The 23,584-nt window shown below is 62.9% G+C and carries 25 protein-coding genes; 12 read left to right on the top strand and 13 right to left on the bottom strand.

What is annotated here, in order from left to right; genetic code table 11:
• Positions 1-202 precede the first annotated feature (202 nt).
• Entirely contained in the window at positions 203-484 is a 282-nt protein-coding gene (locus RS9916_RS10200; RefSeq protein WP_007099321.1) for a hypothetical protein, read from the bottom strand.
• A gap of 228 nt (positions 485-712) precedes the next feature.
• On the opposite strand from RS9916_RS10200, the gene RS9916_RS10195 reads away from it, so the two are divergent.
• Both RS9916_RS10195 and RS9916_RS10190 read left to right on the top strand, forming a co-directional pair.
• Positions 713-1,465, top strand: coding sequence for a metal ABC transporter ATP-binding protein (locus RS9916_RS10195; protein WP_007099320.1), 753 nt, complete (start codon positions 713-715; stop codon positions 1,463-1,465).
• 31 nt (positions 1,466-1,496) lie between these two features.
• Positions 1,497-2,240, top strand: a complete 744-nt coding sequence (locus RS9916_RS10190) for a metal ABC transporter permease (protein ID WP_083773095.1) — start codon at positions 1,497-1,499, stop codon at positions 2,238-2,240.
• On the opposite strand, the gene RS9916_RS10185 is transcribed toward RS9916_RS10190, so the two are convergent.
• The 3 genes from RS9916_RS10185 to RS9916_RS10175 are packed head-to-tail and all read right to left on the bottom strand — an operon-like array spanning position 2,167 to position 4,256.
• Complete coding sequence (locus RS9916_RS10185; RefSeq protein ID WP_007099317.1) at positions 2,167-3,123, bottom strand: oxidoreductase; 957 nt, start codon at positions 3,121-3,123, stop codon at positions 2,167-2,169. The genes RS9916_RS10190 and RS9916_RS10185 overlap by 74 nt on opposite strands.
• 42 nt (positions 3,124-3,165) lie before the next feature.
• Positions 3,166-3,978, bottom strand: coding sequence for a methyltransferase domain-containing protein (locus RS9916_RS10180; RefSeq protein WP_007099316.1), 813 nt, complete (start codon positions 3,976-3,978; stop codon positions 3,166-3,168).
• Positions 3,979-3,998: 20 nt separating this feature from the next.
• A complete protein-coding gene (locus RS9916_RS10175) occupies positions 3,999-4,256 on the bottom strand; it encodes a hypothetical protein (protein ID WP_007099315.1) in 258 nt (85 codons plus the stop codon).
• Positions 4,257-4,343: 87 nt separating this feature from the next.
• Here RS9916_RS10175 and RS9916_RS10170 point away from each other — a divergent pair, with 87 nt between their 5' ends.
• Positions 4,344-5,900 carry a sulfotransferase domain-containing protein gene (locus RS9916_RS10170; protein WP_007099314.1) on the top strand — a complete coding sequence of 519 codons (1,557 nt, stop codon included), beginning with the start codon at positions 4,344-4,346 and terminating at the stop codon, positions 5,898-5,900.
• A gap of 90 nt (positions 5,901-5,990) precedes the next feature.
• Here RS9916_RS10170 and RS9916_RS10165 read toward each other — a convergent pair whose 3' ends face one another.
• Positions 5,991-6,674, bottom strand: coding sequence for a glutathione S-transferase N-terminal domain-containing protein (locus RS9916_RS10165; RefSeq protein WP_007099312.1), 684 nt, complete (start codon positions 6,672-6,674; stop codon positions 5,991-5,993).
• Between the two features lie 35 nt (positions 6,675-6,709).
• On the opposite strand from RS9916_RS10165, the gene RS9916_RS10160 reads away from it, so the two are divergent.
• The 3 genes from RS9916_RS10160 to RS9916_RS10150 all read left to right on the top strand — a co-directional run bounded on the left by RS9916_RS10160 (position 6,710) and on the right by RS9916_RS10150 (position 10,648).
• Positions 6,710-7,207, top strand: a complete 498-nt coding sequence (locus RS9916_RS10160; protein ID WP_038023630.1) for a hypothetical protein — start codon at positions 6,710-6,712, stop codon at positions 7,205-7,207.
• Positions 7,204-7,830 (top strand): 2OG-Fe(II) oxygenase, encoded by a 627-nt coding sequence (locus RS9916_RS10155; RefSeq protein WP_007099310.1) that lies wholly within the window; start codon positions 7,204-7,206, stop codon positions 7,828-7,830. The genes RS9916_RS10160 and RS9916_RS10155 overlap by 4 nt, the downstream gene beginning before the upstream one ends.
• A gap of 73 nt (positions 7,831-7,903) precedes the next feature.
• Complete coding sequence (locus RS9916_RS10150; RefSeq protein ID WP_007099309.1) at positions 7,904-10,648, top strand: valine--tRNA ligase; 2,745 nt, start codon at positions 7,904-7,906, stop codon at positions 10,646-10,648.
• Between the two features lie 26 nt (positions 10,649-10,674).
• On the opposite strand, the gene RS9916_RS10145 is transcribed toward RS9916_RS10150, so the two are convergent.
• Positions 10,675-11,766, bottom strand: coding sequence for a mechanosensitive ion channel family protein (locus RS9916_RS10145; RefSeq protein ID WP_007099308.1), 1,092 nt, complete (start codon positions 11,764-11,766; stop codon positions 10,675-10,677).
• 120 nt (positions 11,767-11,886) lie between these two features.
• On the opposite strand from RS9916_RS10145, the gene RS9916_RS10140 reads away from it, so the two are divergent.
• From RS9916_RS10140 to RS9916_RS10130, 3 genes are read left to right on the top strand one after another with little or no spacing between them, the layout of a single operon-like run.
• Positions 11,887-12,861, top strand: coding sequence for an ATP-binding cassette domain-containing protein (locus RS9916_RS10140; protein ID WP_038024493.1), 975 nt, complete (start codon positions 11,887-11,889; stop codon positions 12,859-12,861).
• A complete protein-coding gene (locus tag RS9916_RS10135) occupies positions 12,861-13,658 on the top strand; it encodes an ABC-2 family transporter protein (RefSeq protein WP_007099306.1) in 798 nt (265 codons plus the stop codon). Before RS9916_RS10140 ends, RS9916_RS10135 begins: the two co-directional genes overlap by 1 nt.
• Position 13,659: 1 nt before the next feature.
• On the top strand, positions 13,660-14,448 hold the full coding sequence (locus RS9916_RS10130; protein WP_007099305.1) for an ABC transporter permease: 789 nt from the start codon (positions 13,660-13,662) through the stop codon (positions 14,446-14,448).
• Here RS9916_RS10130 and RS9916_RS10125 read toward each other — a convergent pair.
• Positions 14,350-15,744: a mechanosensitive ion channel family protein gene (locus RS9916_RS10125; protein WP_007099304.1), complete on the bottom strand. Its 1,395-nt coding sequence runs from the start codon at positions 15,742-15,744 to the stop codon at positions 14,350-14,352. The genes RS9916_RS10130 and RS9916_RS10125 overlap by 99 nt on opposite strands.
• Complete coding sequence (locus tag RS9916_RS10120; RefSeq protein ID WP_007099303.1) at positions 15,741-17,015, bottom strand: ABC transporter substrate-binding protein; 1,275 nt, start codon at positions 17,013-17,015, stop codon at positions 15,741-15,743. Before RS9916_RS10120 ends, RS9916_RS10125 begins: the two co-directional genes overlap by 4 nt.
• Before the next feature lie 128 nt (positions 17,016-17,143).
• On the opposite strand from RS9916_RS10120, the gene RS9916_RS10115 reads away from it, so the two are divergent.
• Positions 17,144-17,785 carry a TVP38/TMEM64 family protein gene (locus tag RS9916_RS10115; protein WP_050752325.1) on the top strand — a complete coding sequence of 214 codons (642 nt, stop codon included), beginning with the start codon at positions 17,144-17,146 and terminating at the stop codon, positions 17,783-17,785.
• Here RS9916_RS10115 and RS9916_RS14930 read toward each other — a convergent pair.
• The 4 genes from RS9916_RS14930 to RS9916_RS10100 are packed head-to-tail and all read right to left on the bottom strand — an operon-like array spanning position 17,776 to position 21,599.
• Positions 17,776-17,940 (bottom strand): hypothetical protein, encoded by a 165-nt coding sequence (locus RS9916_RS14930; protein WP_007099301.1) that lies wholly within the window; start codon positions 17,938-17,940, stop codon positions 17,776-17,778. The two genes, RS9916_RS10115 and RS9916_RS14930, sit on opposite strands and share 10 nt — an antisense overlap.
• A gap of 10 nt (positions 17,941-17,950) precedes the next feature.
• The gene (locus RS9916_RS10110; protein WP_007099300.1) at positions 17,951-19,066 is read right to left on the bottom strand and encodes a TIGR00341 family protein; all 1,116 of its coding nucleotides are present in this window, start codon (positions 19,064-19,066) and stop codon (positions 17,951-17,953) included.
• A 15-nt stretch (positions 19,067-19,081) separates the two neighbouring features.
• The gene (ligA, locus tag RS9916_RS10105; RefSeq protein ID WP_007099299.1) at positions 19,082-21,157 is read right to left on the bottom strand and encodes an NAD-dependent DNA ligase LigA; all 2,076 of its coding nucleotides are present in this window, start codon (positions 21,155-21,157) and stop codon (positions 19,082-19,084) included.
• Positions 21,158-21,179: 22 nt separating this feature from the next.
• Complete coding sequence (locus RS9916_RS10100) at positions 21,180-21,599, bottom strand: hypothetical protein (protein ID WP_038024489.1); 420 nt, start codon at positions 21,597-21,599, stop codon at positions 21,180-21,182.
• A 99-nt stretch (positions 21,600-21,698) separates the two neighbouring features.
• Between RS9916_RS10100 and RS9916_RS10095 the strand changes: the two genes are divergently transcribed.
• Positions 21,699-22,286 carry a SprT family zinc-dependent metalloprotease gene (locus RS9916_RS10095; RefSeq protein ID WP_038024487.1) on the top strand — a complete coding sequence of 196 codons (588 nt, stop codon included), beginning with the start codon at positions 21,699-21,701 and terminating at the stop codon, positions 22,284-22,286.
• A gap of 107 nt (positions 22,287-22,393) precedes the next feature.
• Positions 22,394-23,050, top strand: a complete 657-nt coding sequence (locus tag RS9916_RS10090; protein ID WP_007099295.1) for a hypothetical protein — start codon at positions 22,394-22,396, stop codon at positions 23,048-23,050.
• An 18-nt stretch (positions 23,051-23,068) separates the two neighbouring features.
• On the opposite strand, the gene RS9916_RS10085 is transcribed toward RS9916_RS10090, so the two are convergent.
• Positions 23,069-23,494 (bottom strand): hypothetical protein, encoded by a 426-nt coding sequence (locus RS9916_RS10085; protein WP_038023627.1) that lies wholly within the window; start codon positions 23,492-23,494, stop codon positions 23,069-23,071.
• Positions 23,495-23,584: the final 90 nt, after the last annotated feature.

The raw sequence follows: 23,584 nt of genomic DNA, 5'->3' as shown, positions 1-23,584 counted from the left end.
CCGTGGGTCGGGTCATGGAGGAGGCAAAAGCCTCTCCTTGGTTTGGCTGGATGAGGCGAAGAAAAGAGATCAGCGCAAAGAGGCAAGTGATTACACCCTTAACGCGTCGCAATTAGGTCCTGAGCGCCTCGCGCAAGACCACCACAGCATTGTTATTTCTGAATAACAATGCTGTGGTGAAAGTTTTGTCTAATCGTCTTGTTTAGTTCTGTTTGTTGTTCAGCTCTTTGAGGAATGCCTGTGGGCCACTTTCCATGGAAGGGAGCTCCATTTTTGCTTCGCGATTTTCCAGCGCAGCTTTCACAGATTCAATCATTTGCTCATTTCCAGATGCGGTCGCTGCTTCGAGCGCTGCTTTGAGTCTTTCGTTGCGCGTCGATTGATCCGGCTCAGCTGCTGTGCCCCCATTGAAGCTATAGGTGTAAGGCGTTGATGCGCGGACGCTATTTAATTGATTGGTCAGGTTTTCCCAGAGAAGTGGCATTGGTTGGAGGGGAAGGTTTTGCTATTTAAGACTTTGCCTCCGGTGTCTGCTCCCTTGCTTCATCAAATGCATTCAAGGATTCACCTGTCATGCCTTGGTGGCTTGGTTGGTGTCCTTGCCACTTGAGATGCATTCTGAAACCTCGTTGTTGTCTATTCCTCTCCTCATCAGTCTGTTGCTGTAGCAATCGCAGTTGCACCGCATGCAACTGGCCACAATGGAGAGGCCATGACGCAGCGGTTCACGCTGACCCAGCAGTTTTTGATGCGAACGCCCCTCGCTGAGGTTACCCATCTGCGTGCTCAGGGCCTTGCCTATGCCTATGACGGCAAGCAGGCTCTCGAGGATGTGAGCCTGTCGCTGAAGCCGGGCTCTCTGACGGCGCTGGTGGGGGCGAACGGTGCAGGAAAGTCCACCCTTCTCCATCTCCTGCAGGGTCAGCTCAGGCCCCAGGCTGGTGAGGTTTGGCTTGGGGATCAACCGATTCAGCGCTGTCGTCCTCGGGTGGCGCTGATGCCTCAGCGGGGACGGATTGATTGGTCGTTTCCGATCACGGTGCGTGACATGGTCGCTCTCGGGCAGGTGCGGCAGCCCCGCACCAGCTGCTGTGACCTTGATGCGGTGCTTCAGCGGGTCGGGTTGCTGGCTATGGCGGGTTGCCGTTTGGATGCTTTGTCAGGCGGTCAGCAGCAACGCACCTTGTTGGCTCGAGCCCTCATGCAGCCGGCTCGGGTGCTGCTGCTCGATGAACCCTGTGCGGCGATCGACCCTCCGGCACGTCAGCAGTTGCTGCAGCTGATGCGGCAGCTCGCTGATGCGGGCTACAGCCTGCTGGTGAGCAGCCACGACTGGGGTGATGCCCTTGATGTGTATGACCGGGTGATCGTGCTTGATGGCCGGGTGAAGGCCGATGGAACGCCATCGGCTGTGCGCCATGCCCTTGCCACGCTCACCGATCTGGGGAATCACTGCTGTGGTTGATGCCATGCCCTGGTGGCTGCTGCCGCTGCTGATGGCCCTGTTGGTGGGCGCGGTTTGTCCTGCGACGGGCACATTGCTGGTGACGCAGCGCCGCTTGCTGCAGGCCAACCTGATTTCCCATGCGGTGCTCCCCGGGCTGGCCATCGCTCTGGCCGTTGGGATTGACCCGGCCCTGGGAGGAGTGGTGAGTGGGGTGTTCGGCGCTTTGGTGGCAGAGCGTCTTCAGCGCCGGGACGGCCGCAGCCATGAAGCGGTGATGAACACCGTCTTGGCAGGTTTTCTCGGCTTGGGAGTGCTGTTGATTCCCCTGTTGAATCTGCGCCTTGATCTGGAATCGGTGTTGTTCGGTGATCTGCTGGCCGTCGGCACTACGGATCTCGGACGCACTCTTTTCGCCGCAGCATCGTTGCTGCTGTTGGTGGTGTGGTCCTACCGGAGCTTGGTGTTTCTCGGGGTGGACCCTGACGGAGCTGCCGCCGTCGGCTTGCCGGTGCGAAGCCTGCGCTTGGCCTTGGCGTGTGTCACCGCGTTGGTGGTGGTGAGTGCCATGGCGGCTGTGGGGGTGGTGCTGGTGATCGCGTTGCTGTGTGCGCCGGTGCTGCCTGGTTTGCAGCAGGTGGCCAGCCTGCGGGCTGCCATGGTGCGGGCGTCGTTGGTGGGAGTTGCTCTCAGTGCGGCAGGTTTTGGGCTGGCCCTGCTGCTCAACCTGCCGCCCGGTCCGTTGATCGGCGTGGCTTGTCTGGGGCTGTTGCTTCCTGGAGCAAAGCTTCGCTGAGGGCCCAGAGTCGTTGCCGTTGGGCTGCATCGCGGGCCGCGGGTGCCACGGGTTGCTGTTTGGGCCAGCCGCGCAAGCCTCCGAAGCCATCCGGGCCGTAGTGCTCGCCCCCTTGGGCGCTGGGGGCTGTGGCGGCATGGAGTTGGGGAAGGGCGCCCATTGCTGCGCTCTGGAACAACGGGTCCATCAGCCGGTAGGCGAAAGCCTCGATCCGGGAGCCGTTGGCAGTGATGGAGGCCGGTTGCAGATTGGTGCGTGCCAGGCCGGGATGGGCGGCGAGGGAGCGAACCGTGCTGCCTTGCTTGCGAAGCTTTTGGTCCAGTTCCAAAGCAAACATCACGTTGGCAAGCTTGCTCTGGCCGTAGGCCTGCCAGCGGTCGTAGCGCTGTTCCCCGTTGGGGTCACCCCAGGCAATGCGTCCGAAATACTGGGCGCCTGATGTCACGGTCACCACGCGGGCGTCGGCTTGCCCTTCCATCAGGGGGAGCAGCGCGGTGGTGAGGGCCATGTGCCCCAGGTGATTGGTGGCCCACTGCAGTTCATAGCCTTGGCGGCTGACCAGGCGCGGTGGCGCCATCACGCCAGCATTGTTGATCAGCAGATCGAGGCGGCCATAGCGCTGATGGATGGCATCGCTGCAGCGGCCCACGCTCGCCAGATCAGCCAGATCGAGAGCCACCAGGTCGAGGGCGCCTTCGCCCTGCATCTCCAAGAGTTCTTGACGCGCCGCTTCTGCCTTGCGCGGGCTGCGGCAGGCCATCACCACCGTGGCCCCCTTTTGATGCAGTGCGCGTGCTGTTTCCAGGCCCAGCCCGCTGCTGGCTCCTGTGATCAGGGCGATCCGGCCTTGCTGGTCTGGGATGTCAGCGGTGGACCAGCCCATGGAGGAACGACAAACGGAGCGCAGTCTGACGAGCGGTTGTGGTCAATTGCGCCTGGCGCGGACCTCCAGGAGGGTGGGCCCGACCCAGAAGCAGCCAGCGGTGGTGTGGCTTTCAGCGATCTCAGCAGTGGCTTCGGCAGCGTCGCTCTCGCTCCACAAGCCCAGTTGCTGGAGCCGTTGGCCATACACGGCCACAAAGCGTTCCATCCATTGGGCTGCCATGGAGCCCGGGCCGCCCAACACCGGCAGGGGATGGAATGCATCGAGGGTCCATCCGCGTTGCGTGAGCATCTGGGGCAGGCGTCGATTCACGTCTGGGTCCCCGCCACCGTCGCGGAAGCTGCGTTGGCAGGCCTGGCCGAAGCGCTCAACGGCCCTGCCATGGGGATGGAGAGCAAAGGTGTCCCAGTGGACGTATTCATGAATCACCCAGCGGCCTCCAGGCTGCATGCATTGCTCGACGCCGTGGAGCAACGGCTCCAATTGGGGCAGAAACATGGCCACCCAGCGGCTCCAGATCAGATCGAAGCGTTCCTGCGGCCAGGGATCCTGGAGCACATCCTGTTGGCGCAGCTCCAGCTGATCGATGCCGGCTTGGCGGGCGAAGGCATTGCCAGCGTTCACATAGGTGGGACTGCGCTCCAGCCCCACCACCCGGCCTGAGGGGCCGACCACCCGGGCCAGATCCATGGCGGCAAAGCCTGGGCCGCAGCCCACATCGAGCACGCTCTCACCGATCTGAAGATCAGCGCGCTGCCAGGCGTCCTGGGCTGTGGGTCGCCAGAACTGGTTCTGAAACTGCAGACGCTCCAGCTCTTCGGCGTGGGTTCCCAGCAGATAGCTGCCGTTCTCCATCCTGCTGGGGCCGCTGGGATTCAGTCTTCTGGGAAGAGAAGGGCCGCCAGTTCATCGGCGTCAACGTCATAGACGCGAGCCAGGCTGGTTTCGATCGCGCTGGTGACCTCACCCGGGAGGAAGCGCATCGAGTTCAGGGCGTCTTCGGTGATCTCGTCCGTCAGCAGCTGGTCGTCGCTGTCGAGCTTCTCATCGTTGATCACCGCCATCACCCAACTCTGGTAGGCGTAAACGAGATCCGAAAACTCGAGTTCGGGATCGTTCAGATCCAGGGTCATCGGACGGGTTCAACTGCTCACAGTTTGCCTTGCGGATTGTCAGCAGGCAGCAGGACTCCGACACTGCAATTGCTTCGCGAGTGATCCATGACCTCCCTGGACCAGGGCATGCAGCGGGTTGTGGCACGGCGCCAGGAGTTGGCGCGGCGCTGGGATGCCCTGCGCAATAACGATTTGCTGGCTTTATTGGTGGTGACCCTGCCTGGTCTGATGTGGGCAGAGCGTTGTGGGCTGTTCGTGCTTGACCCCGATGCCCAGGAGCTTTGGCTGGAAGCCGGCACGGATGTGATGCAGCGGCAGATCTGTGTCGATCTTGAGGATTCGATGGTGGGTGCCTGCGTGCGAACCGGCAGTTGCATCAATCGCAGCGGCCTCGAGCATGACGACGGAGCCCATCAACAGGCTGGGGCTGCTTTGGATTACGTGGTATCCACTGCGCTCACCGTGCCCATCCAGGCGGAGGACGGTGAGGTAGTGGGGGCTTTGCAGGTGTTGAACCGCCGCGATGGGCAGGCCTTCACGGCAGCCGATCAGGCGCAGCTTGAGGCGGTCGCCCATGCCATTGCGCCATCAGTGCAGGCGATGTTTGCCAGTCGTCGCCTCCAGCAGCGCTCCCAACGTCTGGATCGCACCATTGCTGTGCTGCGGGATCGCCTGGAGGCGATGCGGCCGGGCCACAGCTTTCGCACTTTCGAGCCCGCGGCCCTGGCCCATGCCGAGGGTTTCTTGCACCACCGCTGGAACGGTCGCTGCTACCCCCCGTTCATCGATCAGCGGGCTACGGCGCATCTCACGCAAACCTGGGACACCCAGGCCCATGACGTGTTTCTTGCCACCCATCAGAAGGTGGGAACTCACCTGGCCAAGAAATTCCTGGTGGAGCTGGTACGGGCCAACGTCGAGCTTCCTGCCCGCCATCCGATGGCCGATGGCGATATCGGTCATGGTGCCATGCCCTGGCCTGAGGTGCTGCTCTCTCAGGAGACCCCTGGAGACTGGGAGCAGTTTTTGGCCGCCACCTCGGATCGGCTGCGGCTTTGGTACCTCCATTGCGCCGTTGACGACATCCCTTGCCGCCGGATTCATCCTCAAACCCGGTTTGTGGTGGCCATCCGTGATCCGCGGGCGGCTTTGGTGTCGCAGTATTTCTTTTGGCTTCGCCACCCGCTGCTCCAGGTGGATCCCGAGCTGGATTTGGATCGTTTTGCCGAACTGTTTGTTCAGGGTGACCTCTATTTCGGCAACTACTTCAGCCACGTGCGTGGCTGGTTGAAACCAGGCCCGCGCCTGCAGTCCGCCCAGATCTGTGCGCTTCGTTATGAGGACATGGTGGAGCGCAAGCATGAAACCGTGGGGCAGCTGCAGCGCTTTCTCTTCCCTTCTGCGGACCTCCCGTCCGAGCGGACCGAAGCGATCGCTGCTGCGACGGAGTTTCAGGCCATGAAGCAAGGCATTACGGCCAATCCCGGCAGTTTTCATCTCAACCCCAAGCTTTATTTCCGGGCCGGCACTACCGACAACTGGCGTCAGCACCTTTCATCCCGGGCGGAGGCGCTGGTGGCTGCTGCCGCACGGGAGCAGTGGGCCGGCCTGGAGGAACACCCCTTACTGAGGGATTACCTCAAGGCGATGCCGGATCTTTGAGGGATTCCACCAGGGCCAGATCGAGATGGTGAAGGTCATCACCGTTGTCGCCGTCGATGTCGATCAGATCATGCCGGCAGAGTCTGGGGATTAACGCATCGGCGCCTGGCTTGGTGCATCCGGCTGTTGCTCGGGTGCAGAGGCGGCAAAGGCCTCGTGCCCAAGGCAGTGGGTGTGCAATTCACTGAGCCGTTGGAAAGGATTGAGGTCGAGCCCTAGTCGCATGGCTGCCCCCAGCTGTGCCACTACGCAGGCATCGGCCAGGGTGGGTTCGCTGCCCAGGCAGAAGGGGCCGGGCAAGGCATCCAGCCAGCTGTTGAGGGCGTTGAGCGCATCGGCCTGGTGGGCTCGTACACCGGCCTGCAGAGCTTTCGCCAGCGCTGGTGCGCCGTCAGGGGCCGCGGCTTTGAGAATTGGTTGGCGGAGTCGGGCCGGCAGCAGCAGCGGCTGCAGTGAGCTGTTCACCTGTTCGGCGACGGCCCGGCATAACTGACGTTGCTCGGCATCGCGGGGCAGCAATGGCACACCTTGGTCGGCAAAGCGCTCGTCGAGGGTTTCAAGGATGGCCAGGGTCTGCACCCAGGGGCTGCCATCGACCACAAGCGTTGGCACTTCACCGCGGGGATTGAGAGCTCGGTACCAATCGCAGTGTTGTTCTTTCTCATCCAGGGAAACAGGCCTGTACTCAAACGGCAGCTGCTTGAGTCGTAGGCCGATTTGCAGCCGGTGAGAAGCGCTGGAGCGCCAGCATCCGTAGAGCTGCAGTGATGCCATCGAAGAGGTCGATCCCGTTCCGTCAGGATGGCGCCATGACCACGTCTCCCTCAACGCCGCCAGAACCGGTGCGCCTGCAGGCCACCTTGTTTGATTTCGCGATCCTGGAGCTGATTCGTCAGAACCGGGAGAGCTTCCAGCCGCTGTGGAGCGTCGATAGCTGGGCCAAGCTGCTGATCTGGCTGGCGCTGAATTGCGGCCTTTCTGGAGAGCGGGAGAGTTTGGAGCACTTTGCCGAGGCCCTCGGTGCACCCCTCACCAGCCGCCTGCGCCGCGTGTTTTTTGAGCGGGATCTCGGCGATCTGGAGCTGCAGGTGCTGGCTGATCCCGCCGACCAGCAGGTGCTGGTGCTGCCCCAGGTGGCTGGTGATGCCAGCTTGCTGGCTGCTGATCGGGTGGCCAAAGCTCTGGAGCGGATCGGGTTGTTGGATCGTGTTGTTGACCAGGCCCGCTGGCAGCAGTTGGAGGGTGTGTTGGCGATTCCCTGGCAGCTCGATGCGGGCTCCGATGTGCAGCAGGAGGGTCAGCCATGAACCTGATCGGGCGCTACAGCAACGCCGGTTATGCCGCCGTGGCCGATGGGGTGATGGCCTTCTTTGAACGCCGCACCGATCTGCAGCGGCCGGGGGTCGCGTTTGGCCCGGCGGGCAGAGAGGAACCGGCCAAGGTGTCGACCGACATCAGCCTGGTGGCGATTGATCGCAGTGACCCCGATGCCTATGCCCTCTCTGAAGTGATCGTGCGAGGGGTGACGGCCGCTCTGGAGCAATACCTCAAGGAGCGCCCCTTATTCCGTGCGGTGTGCCCGGATCAGGAGCTGTTCGTGATGCCGATCTTTAACCTGCAGCGCTACGCCCCCGGTGAGGGGTTCAAGCAGTGGCACTGCGACTGGACCATCAGTGATGAAGCCACTGAGCCGGAGCATCGGGTGTTGGCTTGGATCCTGTATTGCGATTCCGTCGATGAAGCGGGCACGGAATTTCACTGGCAAGACCATCACGAACCGGCCGAACGGGGAAAGCTGGTGATTTTCCCGGCGGGCCCATCCCACATTCATCGCGGCCGGGTGAATCCCACCGCCAGCAAAACCATCGCCACCGGTTGGATTAATGCCGGTTCCAGGGCCCGGTATCTGGAGCGTCTGGCGCAGGGCTAAAACGCGAGCGACTTGGTGCTGATGGGGCTGGCCATGCTTTGCGAGCATGGGCGGCTGAGTATGTGCGCGTTCTGTGTCCGAGCTGGCCAAGACCTACGACCCGGTTGGCACTGAGGCCCGTTGGCAGCAGGCCTGGGAGGACCAGGGAGCGTTCCATCCCGACCCGAAGGCCCCCGGTGAACCGTTCTCAGTGGTGATCCCGCCGCCGAACGTCACCGGCAGCCTGCACATGGGCCATGCCTTCAACACCGCCCTGATCGACACGATCGTGCGCTACCAGCGCCTGGCGGGGAAAAACGTGCTCTGCCTGCCCGGCACCGATCACGCCTCGATCGCGGTGCAGACGATTCTCGAGAAGCAGCTCAAGGAAGAGGGCAAGACCCGCCATGACCTTGGCCGTGAGGCGTTCCTGGAGCGGGCCTGGCAATGGAAAGCCGAAAGCGGTGGCCGCATCGTCGGCCAGCTGCGCCGCCTGGGGTATTCCGTGGATTGGAAACGCCAGCGCTTCACCCTTGATGAGGGCCTGAGTGAGGCGGTGAAAGAGGCCTTCGTGCGGCTGCACGAGCAGGGGCTGATCTATCGCGGCGAATATCTGGTGAACTGGTGCCCCGCCTCCGGCTCAGCGGTGAGCGATCTGGAGGTGGAGATGAAGGAGGTGGATGGTCACCTCTGGCATTTCCGTTATCCGCTCAGTAGCGGCGATGGCCATCTGGAGGTGGCCACCACCCGGCCGGAAACGATGTTGGGCGATACGGCGGTGGCGGTGAACCCCACCGACGAGCGCTACGCCCACCTGGTGGGCCAGACCCTCACCCTGCCGTTCGTGGGTCGGGAGATTCCGATCGTGGCCGACGACCACGTGGAGAAGGAGTTCGGCACCGGCTGCGTCAAGGTGACGCCGGCCCACGACCCCAACGATTTCGCCATCGGCCAGCGCCACGGTCTGCCCCAGATCACGGTGATGCGCAAGAACGGCACTATGAACAAAGAGGCCGGCCAGTTCGAGGGGCTGGATCGCTTCGAGGCCCGCAAGGCCGTGGTGGCTGGCCTGGAGGACCTGGGGCTGCTGGTGAAGGTGGAGGACTACCGCCACAGCGTTCCCTATTCCGATCGCGGCAAGGTGCCGGTGGAGCCGCTGCTCTCCACCCAGTGGTTTGTCAAAACCGAGCCTTTGGCGGCTCGCTGCCGCGAAGCGCTGGAGAAGCAGGATCCCCGCTTCATCCCCGAGCGCTGGGAGAAGGTCTACCGCGACTGGCTCACCGACATCCGCGACTGGTGCATCAGCCGCCAGCTCTGGTGGGGCCATCGCATCCCCGCCTGGTTCGTGATCAGCGAGACCGGCGGCAAGTACACCGACACCACGCCCTATGTGGTCGCCCGCAACGAAGCCGAAGCCCTCGAGAAGGCCAAGGCGGAGTACGGCGCGGGGGCGGAGATCGAGCAGGACGAAGACGTGCTCGACACCTGGTTCTCCAGCGGCCTCTGGCCTTTCTCCACCCTGGGTTGGCCCGACGCCGATAGCGCTGACCTGCAGCGCTGGTACCCCACCAGCACCCTCGTGACCGGCTTCGACATCATCTTTTTCTGGGTGGCCCGGATGACGATGATGGCCGGCGCCTTCACCGGCGAGATGCCCTTCCAGGACGTTTACATCCACGGCCTGGTGCGGGATGAGCAGAACCGCAAGATGAGTAAGAGCGCTGGCAACGGCATCGATCCGCTGCTGCTGATCGACCGCTACGGCACTGATGCTCTGCGGTTTGCCCTGGTGCGGGAAGTGGCCGGTGCAGGGCAGGACATCCGCCTGGATTACGACCGCAAGAAGGACACCTCCGCCACGGTGGAGGCCTCGCGCAACTTCGCCAACAAGCTCTGGAACGCCACCCGCTTCGCCCTGATGAACCTGGGCGGCGAAACGCCGGCCCAACTCGGGGATCCCGATCCCGCCGCCCTGCAGCTGGCCGATCGCTGGATCCTCTCTCGCCTGGCCCGGGTGAACCGGGAGACGGCCGAGCGCTACAGCAGCTACGGCCTGGGTGAAGCGGCCAAGGGGCTTTACGAGTTCGCCTGGAACGACGTTTGCGATTGGTATCTGGAGCTGAGCAAGCGCCGGCTCAACCCCGGTGAAAACCCCTCAGCGGAGGCCCTCGCTGATCAGCGGGTGGCGAAGCAGGTGCTGGCCAAAGTGATCAGCCAGATGCATCTGATGCTGCATCCGCTGATGCCCCACCTCACCGAGGAGCTCTGGCACAGCGTCACCGGCGAGCCAGAGACCACGTTCCTGGCGTTGCAGCCCTGGCCGGAGCTCGATGAAAGCGCTCTGGATGATGCGTTGGAAGCCTCGTTCGCTGAGCTGATCGGTGCCATCCGCGTGGTGCGCAACCTGCGGGCGGTGGCGGGTCTCAAGCCCTCCCAATCGGTGCCGGTGCGCTTCGTCACCGGCCGCGGCGAGCTGGCGGCTGTGCTGACCCAGGGCACGGCCGACATCACAGCCTTGACGCGGGCGGAGTCGGTGGCGGTGATGGCGCCGGCAGAGGCCGATGCGGCTCCGGTGGCCAAGGCCCTGGCGGGGGTGAGCGGTGAGCTGCAGGTGCTGCTGCCGATCGAAGGCCTCGTGGATCTCGATGCGCTGAAAGGGCGCCTGGAGAAAGACATCGCCAAGGCGGAGAAGGAGATCAAGGGCCTGGCGGGCCGGCTGGGCAACCCCAACTTCGCCGACAAGGCCCCACCGGAGGTGGTGGCGGAATGCCAGGCCAATCTGGATGAGAAGCAGGCCCAGGCCGATCTGGCCCGCAAGCGTCTGGCGGATCTGAGCTGATCCGCCTTTGGGCTTGAGAGCCGGAGTTAGGCGGCGTTGAGCATTCGAATCGGATCCTGTGCGTCGTTGCCGGATCCCGCGTAAAGCGTGGTGCTGGGGAAGGCGAAATCGGCCCCAGCATTGCGCACGATCTCAGCGATCTGCAGAAACACCTGCTGTTGAATGTTGAGCCATTCCTGCCAATCCGTGGATTTGGTGAAGCAATAGACCATCACATTCACTGACGAGGAGTCCCACTGGTTGAAGTTCACCAGAATGATTTGCTCCTGGTCGATCGCGGTGTGGTTCTGCAGCATCGTGCGGATCGATGTGCTGATGTCATCAATGAGGGGAATGTCCTGATAGCGGAGGCCGATGTTGGCTTTGATCCGCCGGTTGTACATCTGCCCTGGATTTTCAATCGGCTTCGCTGCGAAGACGGAGTTGGGGATGTAGAGGGGGCGGCGGTCAAACGTGCGAATTTTGGTGTGATACCAACCGATCTGCTCCACCGTTCCTTCCAGACCGTCGGTGCTGATCCAGTCGCCTTCTTTGAAGGGGCGATTGAAATACAACATGAAGCCCGTGAGGAAGTTCTGGGCGATCTGCTGCAGGCTCAGGCCGATGCCCACCGCGCCGCCGCCGAGCAGAGTGGCCACGGCCGTGGTGGAGATGCCGAGGGTGACCATTTCGCCGGCCACCATGGCCACGATCACCGCGATGGTGAACAACCTGTCGAGCAGGCTGATCAGCATGGCCTCGTCCTTCGGGTCTTCGATCTTCAGCCACTCTTGAAAGGCGCGGGAGCGTAAGAAGGCATGGCCGAGACGGATCGCTGCCCAGCCGCTCGAGAGCGTGATCAGTGTGGTGGAGACCCGTTCGCTGGTGAGCGAATGGAAGTTGAACAGCTGTTCCGCTTGATGCGTTAACCAGCCCAGATACAAGGCGGCTGAGAGCCCGACCAGCAAAGGGGTTTTGATGGTGCGCGACACCATCGCGCCAAGGCGGTGCCGCCCTCGTTCCAGCAGGGTCAAGACCAGCCAGAGAGCGGCTAGCCCTCCAGTGCCAATGAGAAGTCCTTGATGGCTGAAGAGCGTGTTGGCATCAGCAAAGTCAGGTACGGGTAGGGCTACAGGCAAAACGACGGCTCAAACAGCAGCACGGCAGGCAATCTTATCGATTGACGCATGAGTCTGGAATGAGTTAACCCGCGCCTCCTAGCCTTGCCTTACGTCTGGGTGATGGTGCTGAATCCTTCCCTGATCACGGTTGAACGGCTGAGCAAGATCTATCGAGTGGCCGACAAGCAGCCAGGGCTCGGTGGCACCGTTCAGCATTTCCTGCGCCGTCGCCATCGTGATGTGGCTGCCGTGCGGGATGTGTCATTCAGCATCTCTCCCGGCGAGATGGTCGGATTCCTTGGTGCCAATGGCGCTGGTAAGACCACCACGCTGAAGATGTTGTGTGGCTTGATCCACCCCAGTGGCGGTCAGGTGCTGGTGGCCGGCCATCAACCCCAGAGGCGCCAGCCCGACTTCCTGCGCCGGATCACCCTGGTGATGGGTCAGAAGCAGCAGCTGATTTGGGATCTGCCGCCGATGGATTCCTTGCGCGTGAATGCTGCGGTGTATGGCATTCCCGATGGGGTGGCCCGTCGGCGCATCAATGCCTTGGCCGATCTGTTGGAGCTGGGGGAGGAGCTCACCCGGCCGGTGCGCAAGTTGTCGTTGGGGCAGCGGATGAAGGCGGAATTGCTGGCTGCGCTGCTGCATGAACCGGAGGTGCTGTTTCTCGATGAGCCGACCCTGGGTCTGGATGTGAATGCTCAGGCGCGGGTGCGTCAGTTCCTAGCTGACTACAACCGGCGGACGGGTGCAACGGTGCTACTCACCAGTCATTACATGGCTGACATCACGGCACTCTGTTCGCGGGTGCTGCTGATTCACCAGGGTCAGCTGTTCCATGACGGACCTTTGGATCAGTTGGCGACACGGTTGGCACCGGAGCGGCATGTCCGCCTGGAGCTTGAACAGCCCGCGGCCGCCGAGGCTTTCGCGGGGCTGGGGCATCTGGAGCGACTGGAGCGCTGCGAGGTGCATCTGCGGGTGGCGCCAGACCAGCTCACGGCTGTGGTGGCTCAGCTGCTGGAACGGTTTGCGGTGCGCGATCTGGAGGTCAACGATCCCCCCATCGATCAGTTGATCGGTGATCTGTTTCGCCAGGGCAGTCTTTGATGCGGATCTTCGGTCTTAATCGCCGCGTTGTGGCGGCTTTGCTCGGCAGCCAATACGCCCACATGCTCGAGTACCGGGCTGAGATTGCCCTTTGGGCCCTCTCCGGTGTGCTGCCGTTCATCATGCTCAGCCTCTGGAGTGGCAGTCCGGCTCGGGCGGATCTGGGGCTCGATGGTGTCGCTCTGGATCGTTATTTCCTCAGTGCATTTCTGGTGCGCCAGTTCTCGGTGGTTTGGGTGGTGTATGCCTTCGAGGAAGACGCGCTCTTGGGCCGGCTGTCGCCCTATCTGTTGCAACCTCTGCATCCCCTCTGGCGTTATGTGGCAGCCCATCTGGGGGAACAGCTCACCCGTTTGCCGTTTGCCGCCGGCATTGCAGCTGTGTTTTTTCTGATTCAGCCTCAGGCGTTTTGGATTCCCTCTCCGGTTGGCTTGTTGCTCGCCTGGCTGGCCACCTGGATGGCGTTTGCGATTGCATTTTTGCTTCAGAGCTTGATCGCCTCGTTGTGTTTCTGGAGTGAAAAGGCCAGCGCCCTGGAGCGGTTGCTGTTCATTCCTTTCCTGTTTCTGTCTGGTCTGTTGGCACCGCTCACGGCTTTCCCCCCGGCGGTGCGGGCCATCGTGCAGTGGACACCGTTTCCTTATCTGATTGATTTCCCAGCCCGGGTGCTGGCCGGGGATCCGGTGAATCTTGCCGCTGGTTTCGGAGCCCAACTGGCGTGGATGGCTGTGTTGTTGCCCCTGGTGCTGTTGCTCTGGAGAGCTGGGGTGCGGCGTTACAGCGCCATGGGGGCCTGAGATGACGCGGTATTGGCATACGTTGCGTCGCTTCTGGGGCACTGCCCTGGCCACGCAACTGGAGTATCAGGCGAATGTGCTGATCGAGCTGCTCGCCGTGGCCCTCAGCTTGAGCGGCAGTTTGTTGCTGTTGTCGCTGTTTTTCGGGCCGGGCGAGGAGCTGGGGGGGTGGACCTGGCATCAGGCCTTGGTGGTGCAGGGGTTTTACACGGTGTTTGACGGCATGGCCAGCACCTGGCTGCGCCCCAATCTCGGCTCGATCGTCACCCATGTGCGCGAAGGCACCTTGGACTTTGTGCTGCTCAAACCGATCGACAGTCAGTTCTGGGTGTCGTTACGCACCTTCTCGCCAGCCGGGCTGCCGGAGATTCTGTTGGGTCTGCTGTTGGCGGGCTGGGGAGCTCACCAGTCCGGCGCCGTGCTCACCCCCCTGGTGTTGGTGGTGGTGGGCGTGATGCTCGTGGCGGCGGGAACGATTCTCTATTCGCTCTGGTTTCTGATCGCTGCCACCAGCATCTGGTTTGTGAAAACGTGGAATGCCACGGAAGTGCTGCGGGCCCTGTTGGCCTCTGGCCGTTATCCGCTGCAGGCCTATCCGGCACCGTTGCGCTTGTTGTTCACCTTGGTCTTGCCTGTGGCGTTTCTCACCACGGTGCCGGCGGATGTGCTGCTGGGCCGAGCCAGTGCGCCGCTACTCGGTCTCGGTCTTGGTCTCGCCGCTGGTTTCTTCGCTGTGGCCCGGGGCTTCTGGCAGTTCGCTCTGCGGCATTACACCTCCGCGTCCAGTTAGCTGCAGGCTTGTCTCCTGGTCCGGTGGCCATTGCATCGGATACACCTGCCGCTGCGGGAAGGGGATCGTGATGCCCTCGTGCTCAAACCGGGTCCAGATGGCGCGCCGCAGGTCGCTGCCCACGCTGAAGGCCAGCAAGGGGTTGCGCACCCAGAACAGCAGCTTGTAGTTCACGGATGAATCAGCGAAGTCGGTGACAAACGCCTGGGGCGGTGGGTAATCGAGCACCTGGTGGTGTTCGGAGGCGATCGCTTCCAGAACACTCACCACCTGTTCAGGGTTGTGGTGGTAGGCCGCACCGACTTCGACGCTGTCACGGCGGGAGGTTTCGGTGGCGGTAAACGAGGTGGCCTCTTCGGTGAAGAAGGTTTGATTGGGGATCAGCAGTTCGGCGCCATCGCGTCCTCGTCGCAGCTGGGTGGCCCGTAGACCGAGTTTGCGCACGGTGCAGGGGTCACCGTTGATCATCAGGATTTCGCCAGGTCGCACTGACCCTTCGAACAGCAGCCAGATGCTGCTGATGAAGTTGGAGATGATTTCCTTGATGCCGAAGCCGATGCCCACCGATAGGCCACCGGCAATCGCGATGAAGGCGTTGCCATCGATGCCGACGTAGTAGGCGACCGCCAGCAGGCCGACACCGATCACGCTGTAGCGAAACAACAGTTCCAGGCCCTTGCGGTTTTGTTCTTTCACGCCAAACACCGTGCCGCTCACCCAGGCCATGAATGCGGCTGGTCTGGAGGCCACCGTCAGGATGATGTACACGGCGATGATCGCGGTGTAGATCTTGCCCAGGCTGAGTTCAACCCCGAACAGATTGGCGACGGGGATGCGTGAGAGGTTCTCCAGACTTCCCAGCAGCCGAATCAGCGACAGCGTGGCCAGGATCACGTAGACGGGTTTGAGGAATGTGCTCTCCAGCTCCTCCACTGGGAATGTGTTGTCGAAGTGGAGCAGCAGTGCTTTGAGGGGGGTGAACAGATTCCACCCCAGCCACAGCAAGCCGAAATAGCGGATCAGCCCGCCGGGGACTTGCAGCAGGATCAGGCCACTGCCGATCAGCAGCAGGATCAGCGGACCCACCAGGGTTTGCAGGTTGGGGTGGTGCCGCAGGGGTGCCGGGTACAGCCGACGCATGCGGCGAATCAGCACGGGTATCCCGATCACGACCGCCAACTGCAGCAGCACGGAGCCTCGTTGCAGATAGGCCAGCCAGCTGAGCAGCTCTTCGCCGATCGCCTCCGGCGCGATGGTCGCCAAGTGGGTCGTCGCCAGGGGGATGGTCCAGCTCACGGTTGCTCTCCGCGGAGGGTGTTTTGCAAGGCGCTCGTCGCTTCCTTCGGGGTGCGGGTGCCGAACACCACGCTGCTGAGCACGCCGTTGACATCGGCCATGCGCTGCGGATTGGTGCTCACGGCTGCCAGCACTGCGTTGGCGTAGCGGGTGCTTGGTTTGTCGCTGAGCCCCAGTTCCAGGTGTTCGTCGGTCACGTTCCGTTCAAAAGCCAGTTGCCGTTGCACGATGGGAGCCACCTGGGGATTCACAGGAAAGGAGGTGCGGTAGTTGAGGGCGAGGGTCTTTTGCGTCCAGGGCTCCACCATGAAGCCGAGCAATTTCAGACTGTCGCTCCGCTGCCTGCGGCTGGAATTACGCCCCAGCGCCCACACCTGCAGACGTGTGATCGGACTGGCTTGGCCCATCGGTCCTTTGGGCAGGATGGTGACGCCAAGATGCTCGTTGAGGGCGCCGCGCAGTTTGGGCAGTTGGGAACTCCAGCAGGTAATCCAGTCGAGTTGTCCCTGGATCAGCTGCTCGCCCAGGACGACCTGATTGCTCAGAAACAACACGTTCTGCTGAAAGCTGGCGTTTTGCAGCCAGTTCAGCCAGGCGACGAGTCGGCTGTTGTCCTGGGTACTGGCGGCCTCATCGTTGAGGGCCGCCTGTAGAGCTGGTGTGGCTTGGAATCCCCCCAGGGTCCAGTAGAGATCTTCCAGATGCAGGGCAAAGCCGAAGATCTTCCCTTTGCCGCTGGCCTGGGCTAAGGCCCTGAGGGTTTCCGGCGGTTTGGGCAGCCTCCGTTTGTCGTAGCAAGCCAGCTGCACGTACTGGCCGATCGGTACTCCGGCGATCGCCCCGTTGGCTCCGGTGACCCGTTGAAGAGCCATGGGGGAAATGCGGGAGCGTTCCTCTGGCGTCAGCGGCACCGGCTGGGTGAGCTCTTGCTCTTGCAGCGCTAAGGCGGTGTTGCCGTTGGTGATGATCAGATCGGGACCGAGACCGCTGGAGGTTTGGCGATCGATTTCCCTCACCAGATTGAGCTCCGAATAGCTGGTGGGGTGAAGCCGCAGTCCGGGGTCAAAGTCCTGCAGCAGCTCCTGCACATCTTTGACCACACGCCGATCTCGCACGGAGGCTTCCACGTCCAGCCCGCCCGGATCGGTGGAGGATTTGGCAATGCGCAGCACTCTGGGCAGCGAAGAACTGCCCTGGCTGCAGCCTGCCAGGAGTGCGCAGATCAGGCCGATTAGGGCCAAACGCTGCCGGGGGCGATAGGCGGTGGCCATTGGGGCCAGCGACAGGGGTTGATTGCAGTGTTGCCAGGTCTTGCGGATCTGGCAGGAGCTGGTTAGAAAGCGTGCCCTTTTCGGGTCAACGCCGTTCGTCTGCAGGGATCGGTCAGCATGGCTTTGGCATTCGTTGCGCGGTGTTGACTGACGTGTTGGCTTCCATCACTCCTTGGCTGGAGGCGTTGCGCTCTCCAGTGGGTGCGCTGCTGTTCATCCCGCTCTATGGCCTCTGGGTCACCCTGCTGCTGCCCGGGGTTTGGGCTTCGATGCTGGCTGGAGCGCTGTATGGCACATGGTGGGGAAGTGTTGTGGTGTTCATCGGCGCATGTCTCGGCGCTGAGGTGGTGTTTCTGCTCGGCCGCCATTGGCTGCGCACTTGGGCCCGGCAGCGCTTGGAGCGCTTCCCCAAGTTGATGGCGGTGGAGCGGGGTGTGACCCGTGAGGGGCTGAAGCTTGTGCTGCTCACGCGGTTGTCGCCGGCGTTCCCGTTTTCGCTGCTCAACTTGGCCTATGGCCTCAGTGATGTGAGCCTGCGGGACTACACCATTGGTTTGATTGGAATCCTGCCTGGCACGGTGCTGTTCTGTGCCCTCGGTGCCCTGGCTGGAGATGTGGCGCGGTTTGGCGACGTGCTGGCTGGAGAGGCGTCACCCGGCGCGTGGACCCTGCGGGTTGTGGGCGTTGTGGCCACCGTGGCCGTGGTGTGGCTTGTCGGTCGGGCCGCTCGCAAGGCCCTTGAAGAGGACTCCTCGGCCCTTCAGGATTGATCCGGGTTGGGGAGTTGGGCGTCGCGAAGGGCGGCGATCAACACGAACCAACCCAGGCGCAGCTTGGCCAACGGCCCTGGACGGTTGGCGAGTTCGGCGTATTTGGCCCGACCGCAGTCGGTTTTGATCCAGCGATGCACGGAGGGCTGACCCATGGCGCTGTGTTCAGGAGGCGGGGATGGTTTTGGGGTTGTAGCGCAGGATCTGGGTGGGGATGACACTGATGTTGATCTCCACCTCTTTAATGCCGTAATCGTTCTTGGCGCGTTCGCGCATGTTGCGCTGCACGTCGGCAAGACCGATTTTGCCGACCAGTTTTTGCGGCACATTCAGCACGATGTCGATGTTGGCGGAGTTGTTGGCGACCCGCACATTGCTGTAGAGCAATTTGATCCGCTGCAAGTACTCAGGGTTCGTGCCTGACCGTTGACCTTGTTGGACGAGGCCGGCACGGAAGCGGGCAAATTGGCTGTTGATCTGTTGCCGTGCGGAGAAATCGTGCAGCGCAGACGACAACGGAATGCAGAGCAGCCCTAACAGCCCCAGCCAGACCAGGAGATGCCTCCAGGCTTTGCGCAAACTCCCGTAGCCCTGCACCATGAACACCACCAGGCTGGCCACGGTGATGCCGATCAGGTTGGCGAGAAACAGCAGAAAGGATCCTTCCGCTACCTGATTGGTGAGGCCGGTCACCGTGCCGCGACCGAACACGGCCACCAGGTCGGTGCCGAGGCTGAGTCCAATGCCTGACACGCAAAGAGGAGGCACCAAGGCCACGGCGATGGCCACCCCAGCGATCGAGTTGGACAGGCGATCGCGGGTGATGGTGAAGGCTCCGGCCACGGCCGCTGCCACGGCGATCACCAGGTCGATCAGGTTCGGGGCTGTGCGGGCCGTCATCTCCCGGTTCACCTCACTGGCTCCGAACAATGAGGCCAGAATCCAGGCGGTGCCCACCACCGTGGCGATGCCGATCAGCACGGTGATCGCCGACCGTTTCACCAGTCGGTTGTCCGCAATGCTGAGCCCGAAGGCAAGGCTGAGGATCGGATCCATCAACGGCGCCACGATCATGGCGCCGATCACGACGGCAGTGCTGTTGGAGATCAGGCCCAGGGTGGCGATCACTGCTGAACAGATCAGCAGCAAGAAGAACCCCAGAGAGGGTTTGGACGAGGCGATTCGCGCTTTGTAGAGCTCGTTGCGTGGAACCCGGTTCTCCAGGTTCACCTGCCACTCACCGGAGAGGTTGTCGAAGGCACGCCGCAATAGGCTGTGCATTGGTCCTCAGGTCGTCTACGCGGATTGTGGCGATCCCAGCAGAGCCTGCAGGCCAGTTTCATCCAGGATGGTCAGCCCCAAACTCTCGGCTTTGGTGAGCTTGCTGCCGGCTTCATCGCCTGCCACCACGTAGCTGGTCTTTTTGCTTACCGATCCGCTCACCTTGCCGCCGGCGGCTTCGATCAACTCCTTGGCCTGGGAGCGGCTAAGGGTGGGCAGGGTGCCGGTGAGCACAAAGGTGCTGCCGCTCAGATGGCGCTCGCTGCTGGCGGCTTCGGCGCGGCGTTGCTCATCGGCACTGAGGGCAAGGCTGAAGCCCTGTTCACGCAGGCCGTTGAGCAGTTGCAGGTTGGAGGGGTTAGCAAACCATTGCTGCAGGCTCTGGGCAATCTCATCACCAATGCCAAACACCGCGGTGATGGATTCAGGGGCGTTGCACGCCGCTGTTTGCAGCAGATCGGCGTCCGGGAAGGTGGCGGCCAGCGCCTTGGCGTTCACTTCGCCAACGTGATGAATGCCGAGGCCGTAGAGCTGGCGGGCCCAGCCCTGCTGACGGGAGGCGGCCAGAGCCGAGACGAGATTCTCGGCGCTTTTCTGGCCCATGCGCTCGAGACTGCTCAGCAGGGCGGCATCGAGTCTGTACAGGTCGGCGATCGACTGCACCAAGCCGCGATCCACCAATTGCTCGATCAACTTGCTGCCCAGGCCATCCACATCCAGGGCGCCTTTGCTCACCCAATGGCGCAAGGCACCGCGCAGGATCGCCGGGCAGCTGCTGTTGATGCAGCGGGTGGCAGCTTCCCCTGCTTCTCGCACCAGCGTTGAACCGCATTCCGGGCAGGTGTGGGGCAGTTGCAGGCGCTCTGCTGAGGTGGGCCGCAGCTCCTTCAGCACCCGCACCACTTCGGGGATGATTTCGCCGGCCTTGCGCACCACGATCGTGTCGCCCGCATGCAGATCGAGTTCGTCGAGGCGGTCGGCGTTGTGCAGGGTGGCGCGACTGACGCTGGTGCCAGCCAGGGGCACCGCCTCGAATTCCGCCACAGGGGTGATCACTCCGGTGCGCCCCACTTGGCAGGTGAGTCGCAGCAATTTGCTGGGGGCTTCTTCCGCTGGATACTTGAGCGCAATCGCCCAGCGCGGTGCTTTCTGGGTGAAGCCGGCTGCATCCTGCAGCCGCAGGTTGTCGAGTTTGACCACGACGCCGTCGGTGGCGTAGTCGAGTTGGCGCCGTCCCCCATCCCAGCTGTTGAAGAACGCTTCCACCGCATCCAGGTCGGGGAGCAGTTCGGCGTTGGGGTTCACCTTGAAGCCGGCATCCCGGAGCCACTGAAGGCTGTCCCATTGGCTGGTGGGCCGCTGACCCTGCCAGTCATCCGGCAGATGCAGGGTGTAGGCGAAGAAGTCGAGTCGGCGGGCGGCCACCACCTTGGGATCCAGTTGGCGCAGGGTGCCGGCGCAGGCGTTGCGGGGGTTGGCAAACAGGGCTTCGCCCCGCTGCTGACGATCGGCATTGATGCCGTCGAAAACGCCATCGGGGATGAAGGCCTCGCCTCTCACCTCCAGCCAGGCGGGTGGCTGATCCAGCTGCAGGCGGAGCGGCACCGATCCAATCGTGCGCACGTTGGCGGTGATGTCTTCTCCCTGTTCGCCATCGCCGCGGGTGGCGGCCCGCACCAGCACGCCGTTCTCGTAGCTGAGGGCCAGGGCATTGCCGTCGATCTTGAGCTCCCCCACCATCGCCAGCGCTGGTCTGGGCTGGCCTTCGCTGGGTTCGCGATCGAGCACGCGCAGCAGTCGGCCATACCAAGCCCCGAGCTCCTCGGCGTTGAAGGCGTTGTCGAGGCTGAGCAGGCCGATGCGGTGACGCACGCTGCTGAAGCCTTCGGCTGGAGTCCCCCCCACGCGCTGGGTGGGACTGTCGACGGTCACCAGACTGGGATCTGCCGATTCGAGCTCCAGCAGTTCGCGGTAGAGCCGGTCATAAACCGGATCCTCCATGACGGGTGCGTCGAGCACGTAATAGGCGTGGGCTGCCGTATTGAGCAGGCCGCGCAGCTCCTGGGCCCGTTGCGCGGATGCGGCCGTCATGGCGTGAGGTGCTGGGGAATGATCAGGCGTTGGCGGGATTGATGCGGGCGATGCGCCAGTTCTCCTCCACCTTGGTGAAGGTGAAGTCGAGGGGCAGTTCCTCGTCGTTATCGGCCTTGAGCTTCACGGTGAGGATGATGTCGCCTTCCTGCATGCGGGGACGGCCCGACTTGAGGTTGCGGAAGCGGTTGAGCTTGAGGCCCGCCAGGAAGCGGATGAACTGCTGACGGTTGACGTGCTGGCGGTAGCTCTTGGTGGTGAGCAGGTAGGCGGCGTCGATGCGCCCTGCAGCCACTTGGGTGAAGAACTGCTTGATCAGCGGGTTGATGCCGCGGGCGCTCAGCACCAACTTGACGGCGGTGATCGTCCAATAGAGGAGAAGAGCTCCACCCCCGGCCAGCAGTGCCTTGCTGCCGATTTCACGCACCAGACCAAGTTCCATCGGCACCGAGCTCATCTGAATGGGGTCGAGTCTGACTGACGGTTGCCCGTGACGGTCAGACTGCGCGGGTTGGATCTCCGCACCGTTTCATTCACATCCATGCCCCTGGAGCCGTTGCTGCCCCTGTTTCATCGGCTCAATCGGGAGCACTTTGATGGTGCTTTGGTGAAGGGAACGCAGCCGCTGGTGGCTGTGCGTTGGAGTGATGGCCGCATGCGTCGCACAGCGGGGATGTACCGGCGGGGGCCAGGGGTGGCACCGCCTCTGGGTCGGGAGATCGTGCTGTCGCGTCCGCTGCTGGATCCCTTGCCTCGCTCGGCGATGGAGAGCACCCTCTGCCACGAGATGATTCATGCCTGGGTGGATCTGGTGCTGAGGGTGCAGGAAAGCCATGGACCTCAGTTCCGGGCTCGCATGGCCTTGATCAACCGCTCCCAGAGTGGGTTTGAAGTGAGCATTCGCCACCGTTTTCCAGTGCCGGCAACACCGGCGCGCTGGATGGCGGTGTGTCCGCTTTGCGGCCGTCAGGCGCCTTATCGCCGCAGAGTGCGTCATGCCGCTTGCCGGCCCTGCTGTGACCGGCACCATGGCGGGCAGTGGCATGCCAGCTGTTTGCTGCGCTTTGAGCCCATTGCCCTTGCCGTTCCAGCGGCGTCTTCCGGGCGCTCCCGCGACAGTGATGCTTGAGATCGATCAATTCCTGCTGGTGCTTGAGGTGTGTGGCCTCTCGATTGCGTTGATTGGCTGCCGCCGGGAGCGTTGGCTGGCACGCCGTCGTCGGTAACGTCTTGGGTATGGAGTCCCGTCGTGAGCCCTACCCGCGCCGTTCGCGGCAGCGGTCTGATGATCCGCTCGATCGGCGCTTGGATCAGTGGCTGGAAACCGGCCGTCAGCTTGTGGATGGTGTGGCGGGGACGCGTCCTGGCAGCCGGAGCTCAGCCGGTCGTGGCGGCAGCCGTTCAACTGCCGCCAGCCTCGATGCCGTCGGTCGCTGGGTGGGCGACAAGATTGATTGGTTGCTGGATGAGGACGACGACTGGGGCGGGTCCTGGGACTCGCCACGGTCACCCCAGGCGATGCGGCCGCGCGAGTCGATGCGAACGCAGTTCTCGTCTCCGCAGGAGGTATCTGTCGGTCGTCCGGTAGCACAATCAGCCAAGCGGCCTTTGGAGGCCATCTCCCGTCGCCAGCCGCCCTTGATCCGTCCGGCAGAGCCGCAGCAGCGCCCTTGGGTGCCGCCGGTGCAGGCATCGCCGCCGCCAGTTGATGGGCCCGTGGATGATGAGGGTTGGCCCGACGACGACAGCTTCCGTCTGGATCGTTGGCAGCGCTCGCCGGAGTCAGCCAAGCCTCAGCCCAAGAGTGCGCGTGGATCGGCTGCGCCTGCCTCCAACCCGCAGCCGACCGGCGGGCGACGTCCTCTGCCACGTTCCAGTCGACGCCGCGTCTGACCGCAAACCTGGGGTTGTTCAGGCTGCGGGCTTCGAGGTGGCCTGAAAGCGGCAGCCACGGCTGCTGAGTTGGGCATTCACATCGGCCACCAGTTCCGCGGGCAGCTCTTCCGCCATCTGTTCCGGGGTGGTGGTGATCGCGGCCGACCCCTCGCTCAGGGCCTCGAGCAAGGCCACCCATTGCTTCACATGCTGCGCCCGGGTGATGCGTTTGTAGCCCTGGCTTTGGAGCAAGTTTGAGCACACCTTGCTGTTCCACACAGCGGTGCGGGGCTGAACGCTCGACCCGCTGCTGTTGGCGGCTCCGGCGTCCACCGCGATCGCGGTAGGGCGTCCATGGCGGTCACGCCATCCGATGCGGTCGAGGGCACGTCCGCAGTGGGTGGAGGAGATGCCAAACAACTGCCCCAGATCGGTGAGGCTCAGCCAGGTGGGGGTTGCCATGGGGGGTGCCGATGGATTGCACCAATGATCCACCCAGCACATAAGGCGTCAACTTGTCAAGAGCAAATCGCGATAAAGCGCTGCCTTGGT

Source organism: Synechococcus sp. RS9916 (assembly GCF_000153825.1).
Classification (GTDB): Bacteria; Cyanobacteriota; Cyanobacteriia; order PCC-6307; family Cyanobiaceae; genus Synechococcus_C.
The sequence above is the reverse complement of the archived record's forward strand: the minus strand, read 5'-3'. Positions and strand labels throughout refer to the sequence as shown.